The organism is Variovorax paradoxus B4, assembly GCF_000463015.1.
In the GTDB taxonomy this organism is placed as follows: Bacteria; Pseudomonadota; Gammaproteobacteria; order Burkholderiales; family Burkholderiaceae_C; genus Variovorax; species Variovorax paradoxus_E.
The window spans coordinates 1,009,243-1,034,701 of sequence record NC_022247.1 but is presented as its reverse complement, the minus strand read 5'-3'; the positions used below and the strand labels follow the sequence as shown (position 1 = coordinate 1,034,701).

Here is a 25,459-nt window from a genome sequence, read left to right as displayed (position 1 = left end):
ATGCGGGCGGTGCAGCCCGGGATTGTGGCGCGCGGTTCATGCCCGATCCGGTATGAGCTTATGCAGCACACAACCGCATCGAACTACCTCTCCATAATCGCCGCATGGTCCGCCCCACCCAACAACTCCACCCGGCACGCGAGCCCGTGCCCGTGCGCGCGGCAGCCACCGTGATGCTGCTGCGCGATTCCGAGGCCGGCATCGAAGTGCTGATGACGCGTCGCTCCGGCACTGCAAGCTTCGCGCCAGGCGCCTATGTGTTCCCCGGCGGGCAGATCGATGCAGCCGACGAAGCCGCCAAACGCATCGCCGCGCAGCGGCCCACCCAAAACGGCACGCAGCTGACGCAGGCCATTGCGGCCATCCGCGAAGGCTTCGAGGAGCTCGGCGTGCTGCTCGCGCGCCATGCCGACGGCCGGCCCGTGGCCGCGCAGGACATCGCGTCGATGGACCGCAGCACCATGTCGCCCGTTTCCTTTGCCGAGCAGTGCGCCGCGCGCGGGCTGGTGCTCGCGTCCGACCAGGTGTTCAGCTTTGCGCACTGGATCACCGACCGCGACCTGCCCAAGCGCTTCGACGTGCCGTTCCTGGTGGCGCGCATGCCCGAGGGCCAGACGCCCACGGCCGACGAGAGCGAGCAGTTCGAGCCCTGCTGGGTGCGGCCGGCCGATGCGCTGGCGCGCCATGCGGCGGGCGGCTTCTTCATGATCTTTCCGACGGTGCGCACGCTGCAGCGGCTCGCGGCCTATGCCAATGTCGACGCGGTGCTGCAAGCCTGCGCCCCCCGGGACGCCGCCGAAAAACCGCTGTGGACCAGTTGCCCGCGCGCGGGCCTGCTCGGCGGCCAGGACGCGCGCTACATGGAAAGCGACTCGCCCTATGGCGAACTCGCGCTGGTGTGCCCCGACGGACAGCTGCTGCATGCGCTCGACTGGCAGACCGAACGCGCCGTGCCTCTGCTCAGGAACGTGCAGCGCCTGACCGCGCCCAACCCCAGCGCCATGACCGGTCCGGGCACCAACAGCTACATCGTGGGCGACCCGGCCGCGGGCTACATCGTGATCGACCCGGGCCCGAACGACGCGGGCCACGTCGACCGGCTCTGGCGCGCCACCGAGGGGAACATCCGCATGATCGTGTGCACCCATTCGCATGCCGATCATTCGCCCGGCGCGGCACTGCTGCAGGCGCTGTGCAAGGTGAAGCCACCCGTCCTCGGGCTGTCTTCGGCCCCCACGGCGCGCGCGTCGGCGCGCTTTGCCGCGGAGCGCGAACTGCTCGACGGCGAGCGCCTGCAGCTCTGCGGCACCACGGCCGAAGGCCGGCGCATCGAGCACACGCTGCGGGCCGTCCACACGCCGGGCCATGCGGCCAACCACCTGTGCCTGGTGCTGGAGGAAGACGGACTGCTGTTCTCCGGCGACCACATCCTGAACGGCAGCACCACGGTGGTCGATCCGCCCGACGGCGACATGAACGCGTACCTCGATTCGCTCGACAAGCTCGATGCGGCCTGCGAGGCCGGCGGCATCGACTTCATCCTGCCGGCGCACGGCTACGTCATTGGCAGTGCACGCACCGCCATCGCGCAACTGAAGGCGCACCGCCTGAAACGCGAAGCCAAGATCGCCGCGGCCATGCGCAGGCTCCCCCAGGGCACACCGGAAGACTGGCTGCCGCTGGCCTACGACGACGTGCCCGAACGCATGTGGCCGGTGGCGGCCCGATCGCTGGCCGCGCACGTGGCGCGCATCCGGCAACTGGCATCCACGCCATGAGCGGCGCTTCCGAAGAGGGCATCCGCCTTGCCAAGCGCGTGGCTGCACTCGCGGGCTGCTCACGGCGCGAGGCCGAGCTGCTGATCGAGAACGGCGCGGTGCGCGTCGACGGCGTGCCGGCGCTGCTGCCGCAGTCGCGCGTGCACGACCACCAGAAGGTCGAGATCGAGGCCGGCGCCAAGCCCGAGCCGGTGGTGCCCGTCACCCTGCTGCTGCACAAGCCGGCGGGCATGGCGACCGACACCGCGCACCGGCTGCTGGTGGCCGCCAATCACCACGAGCCCGAGCGCGCAGGCGTGCGCTTCCTGCCGGCGCACGCCAAGGCGCAGCGCTGCATGACGCCACTGGAAACCGGCGCCAGCGGGCTCGTGGTCTACACGCAGGAATGGCGCATCGAGCGCAAGCTGCAAGAGGATGCGGGCGTGCTCGAGCACGAGGTGATGGTCGACGTGGCCGGCAAGGTCAGCCCCGAGCAGCTCGTGCGCTTCGAGCGTTCGCCTGCGCGCGTGAGCATCGGCCGCCAGGCCGACGACCAGACCGGCCTGCGCTTTGCACTCAAGGGTGCGCGGCCCGGACAGATCGCACACCTGTGCGACGAAGCCGGCCTGCGCATCCTGGCCATGCGGCGCATCCGCATCGGCCGCGTGCCGCTGGCCGGGCTGGAGCCCGGACAGTGGCGCTATCTTTCGCCGCACGAGCGCTTTTGACATCGAAGAAGAGGCACGAAAGAGGCCCGAAGAGGAATCGACGACAGGAGACCCACCCATGAAGTTCGGAACCCGGACCGCCGCACTCGCCAGCACCGCCCCGCTGGTGCTGGCGGGCTGCAGCTATCTGGCGCCATTGCTGCCCTCGTTCACGCCCTCTCCACCACCAGCTCCGCCGCCGGTCGTGTCGCCCAGCGGGCTGGCGCCGATCACCGAGGAGCAGGTGGAGCGCATCCGCGAGGCCATCGTCACCAAGCCGCCCACGCCGGCCGTGGCCAGGGTGGTGCAAAGCGCAGCGCCCACCATCGAGTCCTTCGTGCGGACCGAAGGCTGCATCACCGCACGCAACGGCGCCGTGCTCAACCCGTTCGCGGCGCCGGGCCGGCTGTTCGACGGCACCGGTTTCCAGGGCGGGCCGATGGCGGAGATGCAGTACCACGACAAGACCGCCTGCGTGACCGTCAAGCGCATCCAGAACTGGAAGATGGTCTCGCCGAAACGGCTGCGCTTCGAGGTGGTGTACGTGGGCGACGACGGCGAGGAACGCTCAGTCCGGCGGCATGAACTGACGCGCCAGCCCAGGGGCGGCTGGCTCTTCACGCGCTGACGGGTAGCGGCCGCACTCGACTACGCGGCTGCCTCCGCCGCCTCCGCCCTCTTCTGCGCGCGCAGCGCCACCGCAAACGAGGCCTGCGCCACGATGCTGGCCCCGGCCAGCACCAGCGCGGCCGCCAGTGCGGGGTTGCGGTGCCCCAGCCCCGCCAGCGCGGTGCACACGGCGCCCACGGCCATCTGCGTGGCGCCGTAGAGCCCCGAGGCCGAGCCGATCACGCGGGGGTTGACGCCGATGGCGCGCGTGAGTGCGGCCGGCGAAGCCATGCCCGCGCCAACGGTGTAGAGGAACATCGTCGCCACGATCAGCGGCACCGACAGCCGCTGTGTGAGTGCCGCGCCCAGCAGCACGAAGGCCGCGGCGCTGCTCAGCAGGCTCGCGCGCGTCATGAGCCGGTCGAGGTCCACGCGCGCGATCAGGTGGCTGGTGAGAAAGCTGCCGAGCCATACGCCCGACACCAGTATCGCAAGGTAGATGCCGGCCTCGTGCGCGGGGCGATGCAGCTGGTCGACAAAGATGAAAGGTGCCGACGCGATGAACGCGTACATCGACGTGGTGGCACAGCCGCCGCCGACCGAGAAGCCGAGGAACGCGGGCGACGCGAGCAGCGAACCGTAGTTGCGTGCCAGCTCCCGGCCTTCGACGCGCGTGCCCGGCGTGCCGGTCTCGGGCAACAGCTTCCATGCGAACAGGAGGCCCGTGAGGCCGAGGCCGAACAGCGCATGGAAGATCGAGCGCCAGCCGAAGGCGCTGGCCAGCGCGCTGCCGACCAGCGGCGCGACGCTCGGCCCGACAGTGACCATGAGGTTCATGAGCGCGAGGCGCTTCGTGGCCTCTTGCGGCTCTGCAGTGTCGCGCACCATGCTGCGCCCGAGCACCAGCCCCGCGCAGCCGCCCATGGCCTGGAACAGCCGCGCGGCGATGAGTGCATGGACATCGGGTGCGAGCGCGGCAGCAAGCCCCGCGGCCGAATACAGCGCGAGCCCGAACAGCAGCACCGGGCGGCGGCCGTAGCGGTCGGCCAGCGGGCCGTAGGCGAGCTGCCCCACGGCCAGGCCGAGGATGTAGAGGCTCACCGTCATCTGCATCGCGCCCATGCCGGCGCCCAGGCTCTGCGCGGCAATCGGCAACGCGGGCACGAAGATGTGCATGGCGACCGTGCCGCTGAAGGTGACGAGCGCCAGCAGCCACAGCGGCGCATGCCGGCGCGGCGTGGAGGAAAGTGCGGCGGCGGCCATGGTCAGCGAACCTTGACGGAGGTGGACACGGGCGCGGCCCCGTTGGCCGCCAGGCCGGTGCCATCGTCAGGCTCCCAGCCACCGCCGAGCGCCATGAACAGCACCACCTGGTCGTCGGCCAGCTGCGCCTCGCTGGCCGCCAGGGCCGCGTCGCTCGCAGCCAGCGAGCGTTCGGCATCGAGCGCGTCGAGATACGCCGTGCGGCCGCTCTGGTAGAGCTGGCGCGCCTGCGCGGCCACCTTGGCGCTTTCGTCGCGCGAGGCCTGCAGCGCGGCGCGGCGGTCGAGTTCACGCGCGTAGGTGCCAAGCGCGGTTTCCGTTTCGCGCAGCGCGGTCAGCACCGTGCCGTCGAACTTCGCGAGCGCGGCGCGCGTGCTGGCTTCGGCCTCGGCGATGCGGGCCTGCGCGATGCCGGTATTGGGAAGGGTCCAGGAGATCAGCGGGCCCATGCTCCAGCCGAAGGTGTCCTTGCGGCCGAAATCGCTGGCCGGTCCGGCCGACGAGGCCGAAAGCCCCAGCGTCACCTTCGGATAGAGATCGGCCGTGGCCACGCCGATGCGCGCGGTGGACGCCGCGAGGCTGCGTTCGGCCTGGCGGATGTCCGGGCGGCGGCGCAGCAGGGCCGCGCCATCGCCCACCGGCAGCATGCCGGCCACGCGCGGGGGCGCGGTGCAGCCGGCCACCTCGCGCGGGAAGTCCTGCGGCAGCGCACCGGTCAGCGTGGCCAGGCGGTAGAGCGCGCCCTGGCGCCCGGCCTGGAGCGGCGGCAGCGCGGCATTCAGCTGCTCCAGCTGCGCACGCGCGCGGTTGGCGTCGATCGCGCCCGCACGGCCCGCGCGTTGCAGGCGCTCGGTGACGTTCAGGGCGTCCTGTTGCAGTGCGACGGATTTCTCCGCGATCTGCAGGCGCAGTCCGGTCGAGCAGGCCTCGGCGTAGGCGCGCGCGGTGCCCGCGGCCACGTTCACACGCACGAGGTCGAGCGCGGCCCCGGCGGCGTCGGTGTTGGCACCTGCCGCTTCGATGCTGCGGCGGATCTGGCCGAACAGGTCGACCTGGTAGGACAGGGAGGCGCCCGCGCTGTAGTTGAAGCGGCTCGGCGGCTCATAGCCCTTCTGCAGCATCGACAGGCCCGACACATGGCCGAACGAAGGGCCGCCGCTCACGCCGAGCGTGGGGCGCTGGGCGCCGGCGACCTCGGCCTCGACGGCGCGCTCGCGCTCCAGGTTCGCAACGGCCTGCCGCAGGTCGGTGTTGTGTGCGAGGGCCTGCGTGACGAGCCGGTCGAGCAGCGGGTCGTGGTACAGCCGCCACCAGTGCGCGGGCAGCGGCGCGGCGTTGGCGGGCGCCTCGGCGAAGGGACGTGCGGCGCCAGGCTGGCTGGCCAGCGCCTCGGGTGGCTGGCGGTAGTCGGGGCCGACCGCCGCGCAGGCCGCGAGCCCGGCCGCAACCGTCAGCGCAGCCATGCGAAAGGCAAGACGGGACATGGCGTTCATCCCTTCCTCGGTTCGGCCGCAGGTGCAGCGGGGGCCGCGCCGACACTGCGCGCTGCCTGGCCTTCGAGCACCTGCACGGTGACGGTCTGGCCGGCGACGAGCCGTGCGCCCTGCGGCAGCGGATCGAGCTTGATGCGCACCGGAATGCGCTGCGCGAGCCGCACCCAGTTGAAGGTGGGGTTCACGCTGGGCAGCAGGTTGGCGCTGGTCGAGCGGTCGTGGTCGGCAATGCCGGCAGCCACGCTGTCGACCGCGCCTTCGAGGACCGCGCCGCCGCCCATCGGCGTCACGCGCACGCGGTCGCCCAGGTGGATGCGCGGCAGCTTGGTTTCCTCGAAGTAGCCCTCGACGAAGAAGGAACGCGCATCGACCAGCGCCAGCACCGGCCGCCCGGCCGATGCATAGCTGCCGGTGCGCAGGTCGAGGTTGGTCACCAGGCCGTCGGCCGGCGCGCGCACTTCGGCGCGCTGCAGGTTGAGGCGCGCCGAATCGAGCGCCACCTCGGCCTGCGCGACGGCGGCGCGCGCCTGCTCGGCGCGGGCGCGGGTCTGTTCGCGGGCCTCCTGCGACACCAGCGCATCGAGCCCCGCGTTGCGCGCGTTCTCGCGCTGCGCCTGCGCGCTGGCGGCACGCTGCGCCGCCAGCGCGGCCCGGGCCTGGCGCACGGCAAGGTCGTAGCGCGCACGGTCCACTTCGAACAGCAGGGCCCCGGCCTGCACGGCCTGGTTGTCCTGCACCGGCACGGCGGTGACCAGGCCGGAAACGTCCGGCGCAATCTGGACCACGTTGGCGCGCACGCGGCCGTCGCGCGTCCAGGGGGCGAGTTCGTAGTGGTCCCAGAGCCGGAAGCCGGCCCATGCGGCGGCCGCCACCACGGCCACGGTGACAAGGATGCGCCCGAGGCGCATCGGCCAGGAGCTGTCGGCGGAAAGAGGGGCTTTCATCGGAATCTCGTCATTGAAGGAAGGAGGCCGCGCGGCTGAGGCCGTAAAGCAGCAGGAGATAGAGCGCCATGTCGAACAGCGCGGGGTGCCACACCCAGCGGTAGAGGCCGGTCACGGCCAGCAGGCGGCGCACGCCCCAGAGGGCCACCAGCGCAACGCCGGCCAGCACCAGGAGCCATGGCACGTAGAGGCCGTAGAAACTTGCCTCGCCAATCATGTGGGGGCTCCCTGGCCGGGCACCGCGAGGCGGGGCGGTGCATCGGGAAAAAGATTGCGGCGCAGCCCCACCAGCGCGGTCACCGCGGAGCGCGATGCGGGCGATGGCGCACGCCGCGCGTCGAGCACGGCCGACAGCGCCTCGTCGATCTGCGGCAGCAGGTTGGCGGGGCGCGCCGCATCCATGCGCCCCCTGCCGCGCTGGCGGAAGAACTGCGAAATGCCGCCCAGCAGCGCGGCGGCCGAGGCCGGCGGCAATTGCACGCGCACGCGCTGCAGCACGTCGATGTCGGCGCCCATGCGCAAATCGCGCAGCGCATCGTTGGCGGCCACGCCCTCGATGGTGCCGCCGGCCTGCGCGATGCGCGGTGCGAGCAGGCCGATGCGGTCGAGCATGCGCACGGCATAGGCGTCGCCCTGCGCGCCCTGGCGCTGCGCAGCGCCGGCCATCTCGCCGAGCTCGCGCCAGGTGGCGCGCTGGATGCGCCGCGCGCTCCAGTCGGCACCCACGGAGCGCACCAGCCGCGTGACGCGCGCGGCAACCACCACGCCGATGACCTGGCCGAGCATGCTGTTGATGAAGCTCACCAGGTCGGCATTGGCGGTGTCGTGCATGGCCAGCGTGCCGGCCACGCCGAACAGCAGCGCCATGGCCGCCATGAAATGCGCCGGCCGCGCCATGTAGAGGCCCAGCAGCAGGAACGCCGGCGCGCACACCACCACCAGCATGCCGAAGTCCTGCACCAGGGGCATCAGCACCAGCACATAGAGCGCGGAAACCGGAATCGACCACAGCGTGTACTTCAGGAAACCGTGGATCGCGGGCACCGGGTCGTCCATGGTCGCGAAGAAGCAGCAGAAGACCGCGGCCATCATGGTGGCGGCGGAGCCCATGGGCCAGCCGGTCACGATCCAGAAGGCACCGCACAGGCAGATGGCGAGCACCGCGGCCAGCGCCGACAGCAGCGCCATGCCGTAGTCGCGGTGCAGCACGCGGCTGCCGAGCGCGGCCGTGCGGCGCGGCGGCAGCGCGCCCTTGAGACCCTCGTCGATGTCCATGCGCAACCGCGCGCAGGCGCGCCATCCCTCGACCAGGTCTTCGAGCCGGCCCGCGAGCCCGATGCGCAGGGCGCGGCCCCAGGGGGTGTGCCGCGCGGAAGGCGGCGTGGCGCCCAGGGCCTCGATCGAGCGGCACAGCAATTGCAAAGACTGCAGCCGGGCGGCATCGCCCTCGGGATCGCTCCCCGGCGCGGATTCTTCCTGCAGCCATTGCGCAGCCTGCGCGAGCACCGCCGTGACGTCCGGCGCGAGCGTGCCTTCGGCCTGCTCCAGCGCCAGCAGCCGGTCCTCCACGGCCGAAAGCGCGGGCGTGAGCGCCGCCACGCGGTCCTGCATGGCGCGGATGGCGCCGGCGGTCCACCGCAGGTGGGTGGTGTCGAACGGCACGTGGGTGGACAGCAGCCGCAGCTGGGTGATGTCGCCGGCCAGGCGGCGGCGGTCGGCTGCGAGCGGTTGCGCGTCGGCGTCGGCGCGGCGGCCGGCGGGCTGCAGCAGGTCGCCGAGCCACTTGCGCGCGTCCTGCAGCGTGCGGTCGAGCAAACCGAGCACGGTCGGCGCCAGTCCCGTGGGCCACGCGATGCTGTGGACCAGCGTGGCGCACAGGATGCCCAGGCCGATTTCCTCCACCCGCGCCACCGCGGTGTCGAACAGGGCGAGCGGTGTCTGCACCGAGGGAAAACCGATCAGCGCGGCGGTATAGCCCGCCAGCATGAAGACATACGAGCGCGGTGTGCGGTCGAACAGCGAAATGCACAGGCACAAGCCGACCCACAGCGCGAGCACCAGCGTGAGCAGCTCCGGCGCGTTCGACAGCGCAGGCACCAGCAGCACCGTGGCCACGCTGCCGATCAAGGTGCCGCAGAAGCGGTAGAGCGCCTTCGAGCGCACCGCGCCGGCCAGCGGATGGGCCACGACGTACGTGGTCATCAAGGCCCAGAACGGGCGCGGCAGGCCGGCGCGGCTGGCCAGGTACATGGCCAGCATCGCGGCCGCGAAGCTCTTGGAAGAAAAGAGAAGCTCCGCGCGGCTGAAGCGCGGCAGCTGGAAGGCGGCCACCTACCTGCGCCCTTCCTGCGGCGCCGGCGCGGCGCGGCCGAGCCGCTCTCCCAGCACCGCGAACACGCGCAGGCAGGCGGCAATGTCGTCGTCCGGCACGCCGTCGAACAGCGTGGCGCGCAAGCCGCGCAGCGCGGCCTCGATGGGCTGGCAGGCGGCCTCGCCGGCCGGCGTGAGATGCAGCGTCTTGGCCCGGCGGTCGGCCGGGTCTTCGCGGCGCTCGACGAAGCCCGCCTCCACCAGCTGGTCGATCGAGCGCACCAGCGAAGGCCCCTCGATGCCCAGCGCCTCGGCGAGCACGCCCTGGCGCACCCCGCCGTGCATGCGGCCGATCACCACGATCGGCCACGCCAGCGACTGCGAAAGGCCCACGTGCGCCACCGCCTTGTCGGCCGCGGCCCGATAGCCGCGCTGCAGCGGCGAGAGCGCCGTGCCGAGCGACATCAGCGCGGCTTCGCGCGTCTTCGAGATGTGGGACATGGCTCCCTCCAATTAGTTAGCTTGCTATCTATTGTAGGGAAAAACCCGCAACGATGCACGGACGCGCCGCAGCAACCCGCGCAACGCCGCGGGCGCGCCCCATGGAGGAAGAACTCCACGGAAGAAATCAGGGAGAAGAAAGAAAAGTGTGAAGCCCGCCGATAAGCCGGATTCTGTGCGTTGGAGTTGCCCCCAACGTGACCGCCATTACTCTGGGCCGCTTGTCGCCAAACGGCTCGATGCCACCTACCCGCCAGCTCAGCGGAACCACCTCGATACTGGCCTACTTGGTGTTGCTGCGCGCAGAGATTGCCCGTTTCACCCGAACTCAATCGGCTCGTCTCTGTTGCTCTGATCCTCACCTCACGGTGGAGAGTCGTTAACTCCTGCGCTGTCCTGTGCAGTCCGGACGTTCCTCCAGTGCGGTCTTTCGACGCGGCGCCTTGCGGCGTCGCCCCTTTCGGGCTTGCACCAGCGGCGGTCTGGCGTGCTTCACGCATGGGATTATCGCTCCTTGCCCTCGCATGCGGGCGCGGTCCATCACACAATGGCGCTTCGACCGAGCTGACCTGTCCCCCAACAATGCCCAAGGAGATCCAATGAAGGCCCAGAACATCCTCCAGACCATCGGCAACACGCCGCACATCCGCATCAACCGCCTGTTCGGCAATGCGAAGCAGCAGGTGTGGATCAAGTCCGAACGCGCGAACCCCGGCGGCTCCATCAAGGACCGCATCGCGCTGTCGATGGTGGAAGACGCCGAGAAATCCGGCGCACTGAAGCCCGGCGGCACCATCGTGGAGCCCACCTCGGGCAACACCGGCATCGGCCTGGCGATGGTCGCGGCCGTCAAGGGCTACAAGCTGATCCTCGTGATGCCCGACAGCATGTCGGTGGAGCGCCGCCGCCTCATGCTCGCCTACGGCGCCACTTTCGACCTGACGCCGCGCGCCGGCGGCATGAAGGCCTCCATTGCGCGTGCCGAGGAAATCGTGGCCGGCACGCCGGGCGCGTGGATGCCGCAGCAGTTCAACAACCCCGCCAACGTCGACGTGCACATGCGCACCACGGCCGAGGAGATCGCGGCCGACTTCCCCGACGGCATCGACGTGCTGATCACCGGCGTGGGCACCGGCGGCCACATCACGGGCGTGGCGCGGGTGCTCAAGAAGAAGTGGCCGAAGCTGCAGGTGTTCGCGGTGGAGCCGGTGGCCTCGCCGGTGATCTCGGGCGGCCAGCCCTCGCCGCACCCGATCCAGGGCATTGGCGCGGGCTTCATCCCGAAGAACCTCGACACCTCGCTGCTCGACGGCGTGCTGCAGGTCGACGCCGAACCGGCGCGCGAAATGGCCCGCCGCTGCGCGGTCGAGGAAGGCATGCTGGTGGGCATTTCCTCCGGCGCCACGCTCGCGGCCATCGCGCAGAAGCTGCCCACGCTGGCACCCGATGCGGTGGTGTTGGGCTTCAACTACGACACCGGCGAGCGCTACCTCTCGGTCGAAGGCTTCCTCCCGAGCTGACAGCTATCTCTTTCATAGCGCCCCGGGCGCGTAAAATCTGCGGCCTGCTTGATAACCACAAGCCACACCGACATGCTGAGACTCTCCGAAATCAAACTGCCGCTCGACCACGACGACGCGGCCCTCCCCCAAGCCATTGCCACCGCCCTCGACACGCCGGTTTCCAGCGTGCGCGAGTTCAAGGTGTTCAAGCGCAGCTTCGACGCGCGCAAGCCGCAGCTGCTGCAGGTCTACATCGTCGACGTGCAGCTGGCCGACGCCGGGCTCGAAGCCGCGCTGCTCGCCAGGCATGCCGGCCATCCGCACATCCAGGCCGCGCCCGACATGCGCTACACGCCGCCCGCGCAGGCACCCGAAGGCGCGCCCCGGCCGGTGGTGATCGGTTTCGGCCCCTGCGGCATCTTTGCGGCGCTGATGCTCGCGAAGATGGGCTTCAAACCCATCGTGCTCGAGCGCGGCAAGACCGTGCGCCAGCGCACCCGCGACACCTGGGGCCTGTGGCGCAAGAGCGTGCTCAACCCCGAGTCGAACGTGCAGTTCGGCGAAGGCGGGGCCGGCACCTTCTCCGACGGCAAGCTCTACAGCCAGATCAAGGACCCGCGCTTCCTCGGCCGCAAGGTGATGGAAGAGTTCGTGAAGGCCGGCGCACCGCCCGAGATCCTTTACGTCGCGCATCCGCACATCGGCACCTTCAAGCTGGTGAAGGTGGTGGAGAACATCCGCGAGCAGATCGTCGCGCTCGGCGGCGAGATCCGCTTCGAGCAGCGCGTGACCGACGTGCAGATCGAAGGCGGCCCCGGCGGCAAGCAGCTTCGCGGCCTCACCGTGCTCGACCAGGCCACCGGCACCAGCAGCGAGCTGCGCGCCGACCACGTGGTGATGGCGCTCGGCCACAGCTCGCGCGACACCTTCGCCATGCTGCACGCGCGCGGCGTGCACATCGAGGCCAAGCCGTTTTCCATCGGCTTTCGCGTCGAGCATCCGCAGGGCCTGATCGACCGCGCGCGCTGGGGCCGCCATGCGGGCCATCCGCTGCTCGGCGCGGCCGACTACAAGCTGGTGCACCACGCGAGCAACGGCCGCTCGGTCTACAGCTTCTGCATGTGCCCCGGCGGCACCGTGGTGGCGGCCACCAGCGAGCCCGGCCGCGTGGTCACCAACGGCATGAGCCAGTATTCGCGCAACGAGCGCAACGCCAACGCGGGCATCGTGGTGGGCATCGACCCGCGCGACTTTCCCGGCTGGACGCCCGAGACCGCGGGCGACGCGCTCGCCGGCATCGCGCTGCAGCGCGAACTCGAATCGAACGCCTTCGTGCTCGGCGGCGGCGACTACCGCGCGCCCGGCCAGCTGGTGGGCGACTTCATCGCCGGCAAGCCATCGACCGCGCTCGGCAGCGTGGTGCCATCGTACAAGCCCGGCGTCACGCCCACCGACCTGCACCAGGCGCTGCCGGCCTATGCCATCGAGGCGATGCGCGAGGCCTTCCCCGCCTTCGGCCGCAAGATCAAGGGCTTCGACCTGCACGACGCAGTGCTCACCGGCGTGGAAACGCGCACCTCCTCGCCGATCCGCATCACGCGCGGCGACGATTTCCAGAGCCTCAACGTGCGCGGCCTGTACCCCGCCGGCGAAGGCGCAAGCTATGCGGGCGGCATCCTGTCGGCCGGCGTCGACGGCATCAAGGTGGCCGAAGCGGTGGCGCGCAGCGTCACCGGGACATGAGCAAGGAACCACGGCCGTGACGAACGACGATTTCCACTTCTACGAGCCTGCCAAGGGCCACGGCCTGCCGCACGATCCGTTCAATGCCATGGTCGGTCCGCGGCCGATCGGATGGATCTCGTCGCAGGACGAGAACGGCATGCTCAATCTCGCGCCCTACAGCTTCTTCAACGCCTTCAACTACACGCCGCCCATCGTGGGCTTCGCGAGCATCGGCGCCAAGGACAGCCTGCACAACATCCGCCAGACGCGCGAGTTCGGCTGGAACCTGGCCACGCGGCCGCTGGCCGAACAGATGAACCAGTCGTGCGCCGCCGTGCCGCCCGAGGTGAACGAGTTCGAGCTCGCCGGCCTCACGCCCGCGGCTTCGCGCCGCATCGCGGTGCCGCGCGTGGCCGAGAGTCCGGTGTCCTTCGAATGCCGGCTCACGCAGCTGCTGCAGCTCGAGGGCGTGGACGGCGTGCCGGTGCCCACCTGGCTGATCCTCGGCGAAGTGGTGGGCGTGCACATCGCGCGGCACCTGCTGAAGAACGGCATCTACGACACCGCGGCGGCGCAGCCCATCCTGCGCGGCGGCGGCCCGGCCGACTATTTCGAGATCAGCCCCGACAATCTCTTCAAGATGTTCCGCCCGCGCTGAATGCGCGGCATCCATTTTTCCCGCCGCTGCCAACCTGACAAGAACCGACCGATGACCGACACCGCCACGCCCCAAGAAGAAATCCAGGAAGTCCAGCCGGCGGAAGCCGAGGGCACCGCCGCGCAGCAGCAGCAGCCGAACGCCGATGGACGCCCGCCCCGGCCACCGCGCGCGCCGCGCCAGCAACGGCAGCAGCAGCAGCAGCAAAAGCAGAAGCCGAAGCAGGCGGCACAGCAGCAACAGCCGCAGCGCGCGCGCAAGGTGCACCCCGCGCTGGAGAAATTGTTCGAGCTGTATCCCAACATGTTCGGCGCGCGCTTCCTGCCGCTCAAGCTCGGCGTGTTCCAGGACCTGCTCGAGAAGCACCCCGACGATTTCAAGAAGGACGACCTGAAGGTTGCCCTGGGCCTGCACGCACGCTCCACGCGCTACCTCGAGGCGGTGGCCGCGGGCCTTGCGCGCCACGATCTCGACGGCAACGCGGTGGAGCCGGTCGCGCCCGAGCATGTGCACCACGCGATCCTCGAACTGCACCGCCGCCGCGTGCAGCGCAACCCCGGCGAGGACCTGCGCCCCCAGCTGGTGGCACGCATCGCGCGCGCCGTGGAGACCTCGGGCCTCGACCGCGAAGCCTATGCCGTGCTGGTGCGCTCGCGCGACGAGGAAACCAATGCCGTGCTCGATGAGGCACTGGCCGAACTGGCGCAGCAGGCCGCCAAGCGCGAGGCGCTGCTGCGCGCCTTCGAGGCCAGCGGCCGCAGCAGCGAGCACGAGTTCGCCGAGATGTACGGCATGAACCCCGACGAGGTGGGCCGCATGCTCGCACGTGCGCGGGCCGACCGGCAGCCGGCGCCTCCGGCGGCCTGATCGGCCCGGCCGTTGCCGCGGTGGCCGTGACCGATTTCGCGAACTTTGTCGCACCTGCGGCGTCCGGGAGCGCGGCAGAGGCCGACGCGATCCGCGAAGCCTCCGCCTGCCTCGACCGCTTCACGGAGCGCTTCAATGCCCGCGACACCGCGGGCATGGATGGCGAGCTTCATTTTCCGCATGTGATGCTCTCCGGCGCCGACCGCCTCGAGTGGCGGGCGCCCGGCAACCATCCGGCCGATTTTTTCGAGAAGCTCGAGGCTTCGGGCTGGCGCCGCACGTGCTACCAGTCGAAGGAAGCGGTGCTGGCAAGTGCCGACAAGGTGCATTTCGTCGTCACCTACACGCGCGAGGACGCGGCCGGCACGGTGCTCAGCACGCACCGAAATCTCTGGATTGCCACGCGCGTGGCGGGGCGCTGGGGCATTTCGCTGCGTTCGTATTGAAGCTGCCCTGCGCCGGCCGCAATGAAAAAGCCGCCACGGCAACCCGTGGCGGCTTTTCTTTTTTTGCTGTTGCAGCGGATCGATCGCTCAGCCGCGTGCGTTCTGCAGCGCCGCAATGCGCTCCTCGATCGGCGGGTGCGTGGCAAAGAGCTTGCCGATGCTGCCCGTGATGCCCATGGCTTCCACCGCCTTGGGCAGTTCGCCGGCCGGCAGGCCGCCGAGGCGGGCCAGCGCGTTCATCATCGGCTGCTTCTGGCCCATGAGCGCGGCCGAGCCGGCGTCGGCACGGAACTCGCGGTGGCGCGAGAACCAGGCCACCACGATGGCAGCGGCAAAGCCCAGCACGATGTCCAGCACGATGGTGCTCACGTAGTAGCCGATGCCGGGGCCCGACGAACGGTCGTCGCCGCGGCGCAGGAAGCTGTCGACCGCATAGCCGATCACGCGCGAGAGGAACACGACGAAGGTGTTCATCACGCCCTGGATCAGCGTCATGGTGACCATGTCGCCGTTGGCGATGTGCGCCACCTCGTGGCCGATCACGGCCTCGACTTCTTCGCGCGTCATGCCCTGCAGCAGGCCGGTGGACACCGCCACCAGCGACGAGTTCTTGAAGGCGCCGGTGGCGAAGGCATTGGGCTCGCCCTCGAAGATGCCGACCTCGGGCATGCCGATGCCGGCCTTGTCGGCGAACTTGCGCACGGTGCCGACGATCCAGGCCTCGTCGGGAGACTGGGGGTTGTCGATCATGTGCAGCTTCGTCGTCCACTTGGCCATGGGCTTGCTGATCAAGAGCGAAATGATCGCGCCGCCGAAGCCCATGATGAGCGCAAAGCCGAGCAGCGCCGTGAGGTTCAGCCCGTTGGCCGTGAGATAGCGGTTGACGCCGAGCAGGCTGGCGACGATGCCGAGCACTGCAACGACCATCACATTGGTCAAAACGAACAGAAGGATACGTTTCAAGTTGAATTCTCCGTGGGGAATGCTGCCGCATAGATGAGGACCGGATGGCCCTCTTCAAGCCGTGCAGAAAATGGTGCTCTTCCTGTGTTGTCTGGGTTCTGGAGGAGCCGCACCGCGGCTTGCGGGTAGAGCGATGATAGGAGCAAAAGTTCTACGGACCGGGCCTGAAGACCTTGGAATCGTCGTAGAAATGCGCCGTCGCGTTGCCGGCCCACCAGCCCGGCACGCCAAGCACCGGCAGCGGAACAAAGGGCTTTTGCGCCAGGTATTCCGGTGCGAGGCTGCGTGCCAGCGCCCGGTCGTCGAGCGCCGCCGGTTCGCCGCCATCGGGCGGCGGCGGCAGCAGCACATGCGCGGTGAGCGCCTTGCGCGGGGTGGTGAGTTTCTCGAGCAGCGCATGGCCGAATACCCGCAGGCGCGCCTGGGACCACAGCGCGCGCTGCGTCACGAAAAGGGTGTGCCAGTCCCGCGCGGCCAGCGCCTTCCACAACGGCTCGGGCGCATCGAGGACGGCGCCGTTCTCGTCGAACAGCGTGAGCGCGTCGCGCAGCGGGCCGCGCGTGGCACCGATGCCCGCGCGGGCGATCTCCGCGGCCTGCAGTTCGTTGAGGCGGCGCTTGGCCTCTGGAAAGGCGAGCCAGACGAGGCCGTTGAAGAAGTCGTGCAGGTTGTCGCGCGTCGGCACGGTGCCGGTCTGGAAGATGTGGGCCTCATAGGCCTGCCCTGCGGGCAGGTCCGACTGCGGCACGAAGGTGGGCGTGAAACCCGGCGCTGCTTCCCGCTGCAGTGCGGCTGCGACCGAGGTGTGGAGCGCCGTCTGCGTCGCAGCTTCGCCCATGGCGCGATAAGGCGCGAGCCAGGGCTGCGCCCAGTCGACCGCCGCCAGGCTCAAGACGTGGGGGCTCCGGTCCAGCGGATGCGGTCGGGGTGCTGCAGCACGGCGAACTCCGCCGGGAGCTTGTCGAACAGCTTGAGCGAACTGCCGTGCTTGCCGAGCAGCCCGGCCGCGCGCAGGGCCTGGGCCACGTCGTTGAGCGGCACGTCGGCACCGCTGCGCAGCGCGGGCGCTGCCTGCAGGATGAATTCGGCGGCCTCGGAGGGCGGCTGCGCCTGTGGCGGCTTCGCTGCTGCCTTGGCGGTCTTTCGGGCCGGCGCCCTGGCGGGCGTCTTGGCCGCGGCCTTGCGGGCCGGCACGGCCGCACTCTTCCCGGCCTCGGTCTTGGCCGGCGCACGCTTCGCGGCCACCTTGGCCGCGGCCTTCCTTGCCGGCGCGGTGCGGGGCGCGATCGGCGCACCGTGGTGCTGCAGGTCGGTGAACTCGTCGTAGACCGCCACGGTCTCTTCGCCGGTCTTGCCCTGCTGGCCCAGGCCGCAGACGCGGCAGCCCTTCTCGCGCAGCCGGATCACGAGCGGCGCAAAGTCGGAATCGGAAGACACCAGCACCACCACGTCGGGGCGCTCGGCAATCACGAGGTCGAGGGCATCGACCGCGAGCGCGATGTCGGTGCTGTTCTTGCCGGCCGAGAGATTGACCATCGGCCGCACCGACAGCCGCTTGAAGAGGGCCTGCTGCTTGAGCGCGGTTTCGGCGTTGCAGTAGGCGCGGCGCACATGAACCGCGCCGTGCTCGGCCATGGTCCGCTGCACGGCCTGCTCGATCACGTCGGCCGAGACGTTGTCGGCATCGATCAGCAGCATCACGCGCAGCGTGGGTGTCATGCGAGTCTCCAGGCCACCGTTTCACCGCCACGCAAAGGCTTGAGCGTGGCGTCGCCGTAGGGCACCGTCTCCGGCACGGTCCAGCTTTCGCGCTTCAGCGTGATGGTGCCGCTGTTGCGCGGCAGGCCGTAGAAGTCGGCGCCGTGGAAGCTCGCGAAGCCCTCGAGCTTGTCGAGTGCGCCGGCATTGTCGAAGGCCTCGGCATAGAGCTCGATGGCGGTCAGCGCGGTGTAGCAGCCGGCACAGCCGAGCGCATGCTCCTTCAGGTGGGCCGGGTGCGGTGCGCTGTCGGTGCCCAGGAAGAAGCGGTCGCTGCCGCTCGTGGCCGCCTCGACCAGCGCCACGCGGTGCGTCTCGCGCTTGAGCACGGGCAGGCAGTAGTAGTGCGGGCGGATGCCGCCGGTGAAGATGGCGTTGCGGTTGTACAGCAGGTGGTGCGCGGTGATGGTGGCTGCGGTGAAGCGGCCGGCGTCGCGCACGTAGTGGGCGCCTTCTTTGGTGGTGAGGTGTTCGAACACCACCTTGAGTTCGGGGAAGTCGCGGCGCAGCGGGATCATCACGCGGTCGATGAAGACGGCCTCGCGGTCGAACAGGTCGACGGCCGGATCGGTGACCTCGCCGTGCACCAGCAGCAGCAGGCCGTGCTTCTGCATGGCTTCGAGCGTCTTGTAGGTGTGGCGGATGTCGGTCACGCCGGCATCGCTGTTGGTGGTGGCACCGGCCGGGTAGAGCTTGAGCGCGCGCACGCCGGCAGCGGCGGCCAGGGCGACTTCCTCGGGAGGAAGCTTGTCGGTCAGGTAGAGCGCCATCACGGGCTCGAAGTCCGTGCCCGGCGGCACTGCTGCGCGGATGCGGTCGCGGTAGGCCATGGCCTGCGCCGCGGTGGTGACCGGAGGCCGCAGGTTGGGCATGATCAGCGCGCGGCCGAACTGGCGCGCACTGTGCGGCACCACGGCTTCGAGGGCGGCGCCGTCGCGCACATGCAGGTGCCAGTCGTCCGGGCGGGTGATGGTGAGGATGTCTGTCATGGGAAGGCAATTGTCGCATCGCCTCCGCCCCGGCGCCCTCGCGGGCGCCGCCCACGAGGCACGCCCGTTGCTTGACGTCCGGGGCCGATCGGCCCAAGGTTCGGCCGGCACAGGCCACCCGCAAGACAAAGAGGACCCCCCGCGATGCTGTCCACAGCGATGCTCTACTTTCGCGAGACCGCCAAGGCCGGCTCGCTGCGCCGCGCCGCAGAACAGCTGGGCGTGGCGCCGAGCGCCATCAGCCGCCAGATCGCCAAGCTCGAAGGCGAGCTTCAAACCGCCCTGCTCGACCGCCGCGCCAACCGCACCACGCTCACGCCGGCCGGCGAACTGGTGCTGGCACATGCCGACCAGGCGCTGCAGAACAGCGAGGCGCTGCGCGGTGCCTTGCAGGAACTGACTGGCCAACCGGCCGGCACCGTGCGCGTCGGCAGCATCGAAGGCATGGTCGGCCACTTCCTGGCGAACAGCCTGGCGCGCTTCCAGAAACGGCATCCGCAGGTGAAGGTGCAGGCCTCGGTGGTGGGCTCGCGTGCGGTGCTCGAAGCGCTGCAGGAAGGCCGTATCGACATTGCGCTGGCCTTCAACCTGCCCGAACGCCATGCCTTTCGCGAGCATGCGCGGCTGGAGCAGCCGCTGTGCGCCATCGTCGCGCCCACGCATGCGCTGGCGCGGCGGCGCAGCGTGTCGTTCCGCGAACTCGAAGGCCACCGCGTGGCGCTGCCCGACCGCTCGTTCCAGATCCGCCACCTGGTCGACCGCATCGCGTCGAAGACGCAGGTGTTGCTCGAGCTGGTGATCGAGACCAGCACGCTCGACATGGCCAAGGGCGTGGTGCGCAACAGCGACCTCATCACCTTCCTGCCGCGCTATGCGGCGCTGCACGAGGTGTCGAACGGCGACCTGTGCGCCGTGCCGCTGCAGGAGCGCGACTTTGCCGCCACCGCGACCAGCCTGCTCACCCTGCCGGGGCAGCGCCAATCGCCGGCGGCCCGCGCGCTGCTCGAAATGCTGGCCACCAGCATGGGGCGCTACGGCGGCAACGCCACGCCGCGTTCTGATTCCAGCAACACGCGCGTGCAGAAATGAGACTTCCCGCCGGCCCCGGCACTCCCTACATTGGGCGCTGACCAAGAAGGACGGCATGACCACCCCCACCACCGAAGCCATTGTGTTCCCCGAAGGCGGCTACCGCTACGCGAAGGGCGTGTTCCAGTACTCCGCCGGCGTGGCGGCGCTGCCCGGCTTTGCCATCGAGCGCGTGCGCTTCCAGCAGGCCGTGCCGCTGGCCGACGGCTTCGGCGCCATCGCGGCGCACCTGGGCGCCATCGGCCGGCCGCTCACCGCGCTGTGCGCCTGCGAACTGCGCTCACCCGCACCGTTCTCGGAGCGTGGCTTTCACGACTTCAATCGCCTCTATGCCGGCACGCTCGAACGCTGGCAGCTGGTGCGCGGCGACCGCAACCCGGTGGCGCGCACCAACGTGTGCCCGCGCGTCGGCACACCGGCCACGCCGGCCTTCCAGGCCTTCTCGTACACCGTGCCGGCCGACGACGATGCCGGCCCGCCTAGCTTCGTGGTCTCGGGCGGCGGCGAGGCGCCCGACGGCCATGCGAGCTACCGCGACGTGATGGTCCGCCTGGGCGACACCAGCCCCGACGGCCTGCGCGCCAAGCTCGGCTACGTGATGACCGAAATGGAGCGCCGCCTGGCCATGCTGGGCTTCGGCTGGCGCGATGCCGCCGCAGTGCAGGCCTACACGGTGCATGACATCGGCGCGCTGGTGTTCGACGAGATCGTGCAGCGCGGCGGGCTCACCACCGGCTTGACCTGGCACCTGGCACGGCCGCCGATCGTGGACATGGAAGTCGAGATGGACCTGCGCTGCGCGCGACGGGAGATTGCGCTGTCATGGCCCTGAATCGGCCAGGGGCTGCCCACCGGCTGGCACATGTCGTGCTTGAGAGGTTCTTTCGTCCCTTTTGTCATCCCACACCGGAGTTCCATGTGAAGCGTGCTGCCCCCGCCCTGTCCCTGAAACCCCTGGCCGCCTGCGTGGCGCTGGTCACCCTGGTTCTTGCCGCGCCCGCTGCGCTCGCGCAGGAGAAGACGCTGCGCATCGCCATGACCGCGGCCGACATTCCACGCACGTTGGGCCAGCCCGACCAGGGCTTCGAGGGCAACCGCTTCACCGGCATCCCGATCTACGACTCCCTCACGCAGTGGGACCTGTCGAAGGCCGATGCACCGAGCGTGCTGATTCCCGGCCTCGCCGCCTCGTGGGCGGTCGACGCCAAGGACAAGACCAAGTGGGTCTTCAAGCTGCGCCCCGGCGTCAAGTTCCATGACGGCTCGGCCTTCAACGCCGATGCCGTGGTGTGGAACGTGCAGAAGGTGCTCGACAAGGACGCCCCGCAGTTCGACCCGAGCCAGGTCGGCGTGACCGCTTCGCGCATGCCCACGCTGCGCACCGCGCGCAAGATCGACGACATGACGGTCGAGCTCACCACCAGCGAGCCCGATGCCTTCCTGCCGATCAACCTGACGAACCTGTTCATGGCCTCGCCCGCGCAGTGGCAGAAGAAGTTCGACGCTGCGGCCGGCGCCACCCCCGCCGACAAGGCCAAGGCCGCCTGGACCGCCTTCGCCGCCGACCCCGCCGGCTCGGGCCCGTTCAAGGTCACGCGCTTCGTGGCCCGCGAGCGCCTCGAACTCGCCGCCAACAAGGCCTACTGGGATCCCAAGCGCGTGCCGAAGATCGACAAGGTCGTGATGCTGCCGATGCCCGAGGCCAATGCGCGCACCGCCGCGCTGCTGGGCGGCCAGGTCGACTGGATCGAGGCCCCCGCGCCCGACGCCATGCCGCAGATCACGCAGCGCGGCTTCAAGATCTATTCGAACGCGCAGCCGCACGTGTGGCCCTGGCAGCTGTCGTTCGTCGAAGGCTCGCCCTGGCTCGACAAGCGCGTGCGCCAGGCCGCCAACCTGTGCATCGACCGCGGCGGCATGAAGCAGCTTCTGGGCGGCATGATGGCCGAGCCCAAGGGCACGGTGCCGCCGGGCCATCCGTGGTTCGGCAAGCCCGGCTTCGACATCCGGTACGACGTGAAGGCCGCGCAGGCGCTGATGACGCAGGCCGGCTACTCGGCGGCCAAGCCCATCAAGGTGAAGGTGCAGATCTCGGCCTCGGGCTCGGGCCAGATGCAGCCGCTGCCGATGAACGAGTTCGCGCAGCAGTCACTCAAGCAGTGCTTCTTCGACGTGCAGTTCGACGTGATCGAGTGGAACACGCTCTTCACCAACTGGCGCAAGGGCGCGAAGGACCCGTCGGCCAACGGCGCCAACGCGGTCAACATCAGCTTCGCGGCGATGGACCCGTTCTTCGCGATGGTGCGCTTCGTGAGCACCAAGGCCTTCCCGCCGGTGTCGAACAACTGGGGCTACTACGGCAACGCCGAGGTCGACAAGCTGGTGGCCGACGCGCGCACGAGCTTCGACGACAAGGCGCGCGATGCCGCGCTGGCCAGGCTGCATACGCACATCGTGGACGACGCGCCGTTCGTCTGGATCGCGCACGACGTGGGTCCGCGCGCCATGTCGGCCAAGGTGAAGAACGTGGTGCAGCCCAAGAGCTGGTTCATCGACATCGCGACGATGACGATGGACTGACCGCTTCGTTCCAGCCAGCCACAAGCCAGCCGCCATGCTCGCCTACCTTTTGCGCCGCGTGATGTACGCCGTGCCGATCATGATCGGCGTGGCGCTCGTGTGCTTCCTGCTGGTGCACATTGCGCCCGGCGATCCGCTGGTGTCGATCCTGCCGCCCGACGCCTCGGCCGACCTGCAGGCGCAGCTGCGGGAGCTCTATGGCTTCAACCGCTCGTTGCCCGAGCAGTTCGCGATGTGGGTCTGGCGCGCGCTGCACGGCGACCTGGGCGTGTCCATCGCCAGCAACCGCGCGGTGGCGGGCGAGGTGTTCACGGCCGTGGGCAACACGCTGCGGCTCGCAGTGGTGGCCACCTTCATCGGCTTCGTGCTGGGCTGCCTGTTCGGCTTCGTGGCCGGCTACTTCCGCAACTCGTGGCTCGACCGCTTCGCCTCGATGCTGTCGGTGCTGGGCGTGAGCGTGCCGCACTACTGGCTGGGCATGGTGATGGTGATCGTGTTCTCGTCGCAGCTCATGTGGCTGCCCGCCACCGGTGCCGGCCCGGGCGGCTCCAGCGACTGGGCCTGGGACTGGGAGCATGTGCAGTTCCTGATCCTGCCGGCCCTCACGATGTCGGTGATCCCGATGGGCATCATCGCGCGCACCGTGCGTGCGCTGGTGGCCGACATCCTCGACCAGGAATTCATCGTCGGGCTGCGCGCCAAGGGCCTCACGCACTTCGGCGTGTTCCGCCACATGGTGAAAAACGCGGCGCCCACGGCGCTGGCCGTGATGGGCCTGCAGCTGGGCTACCTGCTCGGCGGCTCGATCCTGATCGAGACCGTGTTCTCGTGGCCCGGCACCGGCTTTCTATTGAACTCCGCGATCTTCCAGCGCGACCTGCCGCTGCTGCAGGGAACCATCCTGGTGCTGGCGTTGTTCTTCGTACTGCTCAACCTGCTGGTCGACGTGCTGCAAACCATGCTCGACCCGCGGATTGCACGGGCCTGACGACCATGAGCGCACTGCCCATCCCCTCCTCCTCTTCTTCCTCCGCCGCCGCCGACGTGAGGCCGCTGCCGATGCAGCGCTCGCGCGGCTACTGGACCTCGGCGCTGCTGCGCTTCACGCGCGATCCGGTCGCCATGGGTGCCGCCTTGGTGGTGCTGCTGCTGATCGGCCTGGCCGTGTTCGGCCCGTGGCTCGCGCCGGCCGATCCTTATGCCTCGTCGATGCTCAAGCGGCTCAAGCCCATCGGCACCGAAGGCCTGCCGCTGGGCAGCGACGAGCTGGGCCGCGACATGCTGTCGCGCCTGATCGTCGGCGCGCGGCTGTCGCTGTTCATCGGCATCACGCCGGTGATCTGCGCCTTCGTGTTCGGCACGGTGATCGGCATCGTCGCGGGCTACGCGGGCGGCTTCGCCAACACGCTGATCATGCGCACCATCGACGTGTTCTACGCTTTTCCCTCGGTGCTGCTGGCGATCGCGCTGTCGGGCACGCTGGGCGCGGGCGTGGTCAATTCGCTGATCTCGCTGACCATCGTCTTCATTCCGCAGATCGCGCGCGTGGCCGAGAGCGTGACCACGCAGGTGCGCACGCGCGACTATGTGGAGGCGGCGCGCGCCTCGGGCGCGAACCCGTTCACGATCGTGCGGGTGCATGTGCTGGGCAACGTGCTCGGTCCGATCTTCGTCTACGCGACGAGCCTGATCGCGGTGTCGATGATCCTGGCCTCGGGCCTGTCGTTCCTGGGCTTGGGCGTGAAGCCACCGGAGCCGGAGTGGGGCCTGATGCTCAACACGCTGCGCACCGCGATCTACGTGCAGCCGTGGGTCGCCGCATTGCCGGGCGCGATGATCTTCATCACGTCGATCTCTTTCAATCTTCTGTCCGATGGGTTGCGTTCGGCGATGGACAACAAGGGATGAGGATGCTTCGCGTTGCGTTTGAAGTTCTTCGTTCAGGGCGCGCTCCCGCCGACGGGGTACGCGGCGAAGCGAATGTCCTCCGACCTGCGGCCTCCCCCTTGATTTCGCTGCGCAAGGCACCCCATCGACGGGAGCGTTATGCGCAGCGGTCGTTGATCAGCGGTGCACCCAGAGCGTGCCCCTGTGCACAGGGCATCGGGTGCTCCCCGCAGCGAAATCAAGGAGGAGGCCGCAGGCCGGGGGACATTCGCGGAGGGGCGTACCCGGTGGCCTGTGCACGCGCCCTGAAACAACAGCGCCCAGAACAAAAGCCACAGAGGAGCATGACAGCATGGACGCACTGAAAGACATCGGCGGCCCCGCACAACCGCTGCTCACCATCACCGGGCTGGTCAAGCACTTCCCGCTCAAGAAGGACCCTCTGGGCCGCGGCGGCGGCATGGTGCGCGCGGTCGACGGCGTCGATTTCGAAGTGCTCAAGGGCGAGACGCTCGGCGTCGTCGGCGAATCGGGCTGCGGCAAGTCGACCACCGCGCGGCTGCTGATGCAGCTGATTGCACCAACGCGGGGCGAAGTGGTGTTCGACGGCCGCGAGGTCGGCGGGCGCGAGCTGCCGCTCAAGGAGTTTCGGCGCCAGGTGCAGATGGTGTTCCAGGACAGCTACGCCTCGCTCAACCCGCGCCTCACGATCGAGGACTCGGTCGCCTTCGGCCCGCAGGTGCACGGCGTCGGCCGGCGCGAGGCCGTGGCGCGTGCGCGCGACCTGCTCGCGCGCGTCGGGCTCGAGCCGCAGCGCTTTGCCGAACGCTATCCGCACGAGCTGTCGGGCGGCCAGCGCCAGCGCGTCAACATCGCGCGCGCGCTCGCGCTGCAGCCGCGCATGGTGATTCTCGACGAGGCCGTGTCGGCGCTCGACAAGTCGGTGGAAGCGCAGGTCATCAACCTGCTGCTCGACCTCAAGGCCGAGTTCGGCCTGACCTATCTCTTCATCAGCCACGACCTCAACGTGGTGCGCTACGTGAGCGACCGCGTGATGGTCATGTACCTGGGCCAGGTGGCCGAGATCGGGCCCGCCGACGCGCTCTACGACGCGCCGGCGCATCCCTACACCCGCGCGCTGCTCTCGTCGATGCCCTCGATGGACCCCGACCACCGCACCGAGGAAGCGGCGCTGGCCGGCGACCCGCCGAACCCGATCAATCCGCCCACGGGCTGCCGCTTCCATCCGCGCTGCGCGCTGGCCGCACCGGTGTGCAGCCAGGTGGTGCCCGAGCCCATTGCCACCGGCGCGCGGCATGCGGCGAGCTGCCTGGTCCACGAGGCCGGCAGCGGACACCCGATGGCCGTGCCGCTGGCCAGGACGGCGTGAACGCATGACGACGATGAACAA

The 25,459-nt window shown here is 69.7% G+C and carries 24 protein-coding genes and 1 other RNA gene; 14 read left to right on the top strand and 11 right to left on the bottom strand.

Going from position 1 to position 25,459, the window contains the following annotated elements:
• The first annotated feature begins 104 nt into the window (after nt 1-104).
• The 3 genes from VAPA_RS04630 to VAPA_RS04620 are packed head-to-tail and all read left to right on the top strand — an operon-like array spanning nt 105 to nt 3,092.
• On the top strand, nt 105-1,778 hold the full coding sequence (locus VAPA_RS04630; RefSeq protein WP_021005605.1) for an MBL fold metallo-hydrolase: 1,674 nt from the start codon (nt 105-107) through the stop codon (nt 1,776-1,778).
• The gene (locus tag VAPA_RS04625; RefSeq protein WP_021005604.1) at nt 1,775-2,485 is read left to right on the top strand and encodes an RNA pseudouridine synthase; all 711 of its coding nucleotides are present in this window, start codon (nt 1,775-1,777) and stop codon (nt 2,483-2,485) included. Before VAPA_RS04630 ends, VAPA_RS04625 begins: the two co-directional genes overlap by 4 nt.
• Before the next feature lie 58 nt (nt 2,486-2,543).
• A complete protein-coding gene (locus tag VAPA_RS04620; protein WP_021005603.1) occupies nt 2,544-3,092 on the top strand; it encodes a hypothetical protein in 549 nt (182 codons plus the stop codon).
• Nucleotides 3,093-3,112: 20 nt separating this feature from the next.
• On the opposite strand, the gene VAPA_RS04615 is transcribed toward VAPA_RS04620, so the two are convergent.
• From VAPA_RS04615 to rnpB, 7 genes are all read right to left on the bottom strand, one after another.
• Entirely contained in the window at nt 3,113-4,336 is a 1,224-nt protein-coding gene (locus VAPA_RS04615) for a multidrug effflux MFS transporter (RefSeq protein ID WP_021005602.1), read from the bottom strand.
• A 2-nt stretch (nt 4,337-4,338) separates the two neighbouring features.
• A complete protein-coding gene (locus VAPA_RS04610; RefSeq protein ID WP_155248051.1) occupies nt 4,339-5,829 on the bottom strand; it encodes an efflux transporter outer membrane subunit in 1,491 nt (496 codons plus the stop codon).
• Entirely contained in the window at nt 5,826-6,773 is a 948-nt protein-coding gene (locus tag VAPA_RS04605; RefSeq protein ID WP_021005600.1) for an efflux RND transporter periplasmic adaptor subunit, read from the bottom strand. Before VAPA_RS04605 ends, VAPA_RS04610 begins: the two co-directional genes overlap by 4 nt.
• Before the next feature lie 10 nt (nt 6,774-6,783).
• On the bottom strand, nt 6,784-6,990 hold the full coding sequence (locus VAPA_RS04600) for a DUF1656 domain-containing protein (RefSeq protein WP_021005599.1): 207 nt from the start codon (nt 6,988-6,990) through the stop codon (nt 6,784-6,786).
• Nucleotides 6,987-9,104: an FUSC family protein gene (locus VAPA_RS04595; RefSeq protein ID WP_021005598.1), complete on the bottom strand. Its 2,118-nt coding sequence runs from the start codon at nt 9,102-9,104 to the stop codon at nt 6,987-6,989. Before VAPA_RS04595 ends, VAPA_RS04600 begins: the two co-directional genes overlap by 4 nt.
• The gene (locus VAPA_RS04590; protein WP_021005597.1) at nt 9,105-9,584 is read right to left on the bottom strand and encodes a MarR family winged helix-turn-helix transcriptional regulator; all 480 of its coding nucleotides are present in this window, start codon (nt 9,582-9,584) and stop codon (nt 9,105-9,107) included. It lies immediately after the preceding gene.
• A gap of 146 nt (nt 9,585-9,730) precedes the next feature.
• Nucleotides 9,731-10,078: RNase P RNA component class A (rnpB, locus tag VAPA_RS33635), an RNA gene on the bottom strand.
• Between the two features lie 105 nt (nt 10,079-10,183).
• On the opposite strand from rnpB, the gene cysK reads away from it, so the two are divergent.
• The 5 genes from cysK (at nt 10,184) to VAPA_RS04565 (ending at nt 14,782) form a co-directional block, all read left to right on the top strand.
• Nucleotides 10,184-11,104, top strand: a complete 921-nt coding sequence (gene cysK, locus VAPA_RS04585; RefSeq protein WP_021005596.1) for a cysteine synthase A — start codon at nt 10,184-10,186, stop codon at nt 11,102-11,104.
• A 72-nt stretch (nt 11,105-11,176) separates the two neighbouring features.
• Nucleotides 11,177-12,829, top strand: a complete 1,653-nt coding sequence (locus VAPA_RS04580) for an NAD(P)/FAD-dependent oxidoreductase (protein ID WP_041946017.1) — start codon at nt 11,177-11,179, stop codon at nt 12,827-12,829.
• A 16-nt stretch (nt 12,830-12,845) separates the two neighbouring features.
• Nucleotides 12,846-13,469: a flavin reductase family protein gene (locus VAPA_RS04575; protein ID WP_021005594.1), complete on the top strand. Its 624-nt coding sequence runs from the start codon at nt 12,846-12,848 to the stop codon at nt 13,467-13,469.
• 51 nt (nt 13,470-13,520) lie between these two features.
• Nucleotides 13,521-14,336 (top strand): ProQ/FINO family protein, encoded by an 816-nt coding sequence (locus VAPA_RS04570; protein ID WP_021005593.1) that lies wholly within the window; start codon nt 13,521-13,523, stop codon nt 14,334-14,336.
• 26 nt (nt 14,337-14,362) lie between these two features.
• Nucleotides 14,363-14,782 (top strand): hypothetical protein, encoded by a 420-nt coding sequence (locus VAPA_RS04565; protein ID WP_155248050.1) that lies wholly within the window; start codon nt 14,363-14,365, stop codon nt 14,780-14,782.
• Nucleotides 14,783-14,869: 87 nt separating this feature from the next.
• Here VAPA_RS04565 and htpX read toward each other — a convergent pair whose 3' ends face one another.
• The 4 genes from htpX to pyrC all read right to left on the bottom strand — a co-directional run bounded on the left by htpX (nt 14,870) and on the right by pyrC (nt 18,492).
• A complete protein-coding gene (gene htpX / locus VAPA_RS04560) occupies nt 14,870-15,745 on the bottom strand; it encodes a protease HtpX (RefSeq protein WP_021005591.1) in 876 nt (291 codons plus the stop codon).
• A gap of 151 nt (nt 15,746-15,896) precedes the next feature.
• A complete protein-coding gene (locus VAPA_RS04555) occupies nt 15,897-16,637 on the bottom strand; it encodes a DUF3025 domain-containing protein (RefSeq protein ID WP_021005590.1) in 741 nt (246 codons plus the stop codon).
• Nucleotides 16,634-17,464, bottom strand: coding sequence for an NYN domain-containing protein (locus VAPA_RS04550; RefSeq protein WP_021005589.1), 831 nt, complete (start codon nt 17,462-17,464; stop codon nt 16,634-16,636). The genes VAPA_RS04555 and VAPA_RS04550 overlap by 4 nt, the downstream gene beginning before the upstream one ends.
• Nucleotides 17,461-18,492 carry a dihydroorotase gene (gene pyrC, locus VAPA_RS04545; protein ID WP_021005588.1) on the bottom strand — a complete coding sequence of 344 codons (1,032 nt, stop codon included), beginning with the start codon at nt 18,490-18,492 and terminating at the stop codon, nt 17,461-17,463. Before pyrC ends, VAPA_RS04550 begins: the two co-directional genes overlap by 4 nt.
• A gap of 144 nt (nt 18,493-18,636) precedes the next feature.
• Here pyrC and VAPA_RS04540 point away from each other — a divergent pair, with 144 nt between their 5' ends.
• The 6 genes from VAPA_RS04540 to VAPA_RS04515 all read left to right on the top strand — a co-directional run bounded on the left by VAPA_RS04540 (nt 18,637) and on the right by VAPA_RS04515 (nt 25,438).
• Complete coding sequence (locus VAPA_RS04540) at nt 18,637-19,581, top strand: LysR family transcriptional regulator (protein ID WP_021005587.1); 945 nt, start codon at nt 18,637-18,639, stop codon at nt 19,579-19,581.
• A 55-nt stretch (nt 19,582-19,636) separates the two neighbouring features.
• On the top strand, nt 19,637-20,413 hold the full coding sequence (cnbZ, locus tag VAPA_RS04535) for a 2-amino-5-chloromuconate deaminase CnbZ (protein ID WP_021005586.1): 777 nt from the start codon (nt 19,637-19,639) through the stop codon (nt 20,411-20,413).
• An 86-nt stretch (nt 20,414-20,499) separates the two neighbouring features.
• Complete coding sequence (locus VAPA_RS04530) at nt 20,500-22,161, top strand: ABC transporter substrate-binding protein (RefSeq protein ID WP_041946016.1); 1,662 nt, start codon at nt 20,500-20,502, stop codon at nt 22,159-22,161.
• Nucleotides 22,162-22,195: 34 nt separating this feature from the next.
• Complete coding sequence (locus VAPA_RS04525; protein ID WP_021005584.1) at nt 22,196-23,149, top strand: ABC transporter permease; 954 nt, start codon at nt 22,196-22,198, stop codon at nt 23,147-23,149.
• Between the two features lie 5 nt (nt 23,150-23,154).
• The gene (locus VAPA_RS04520) at nt 23,155-24,069 is read left to right on the top strand and encodes an ABC transporter permease (RefSeq protein WP_021005583.1); all 915 of its coding nucleotides are present in this window, start codon (nt 23,155-23,157) and stop codon (nt 24,067-24,069) included.
• 331 nt (nt 24,070-24,400) lie between these two features.
• On the top strand, nt 24,401-25,438 hold the full coding sequence (locus VAPA_RS04515; RefSeq protein WP_021005582.1) for an ABC transporter ATP-binding protein: 1,038 nt from the start codon (nt 24,401-24,403) through the stop codon (nt 25,436-25,438).
• Nucleotides 25,439-25,459 lie beyond the last annotated feature (21 nt).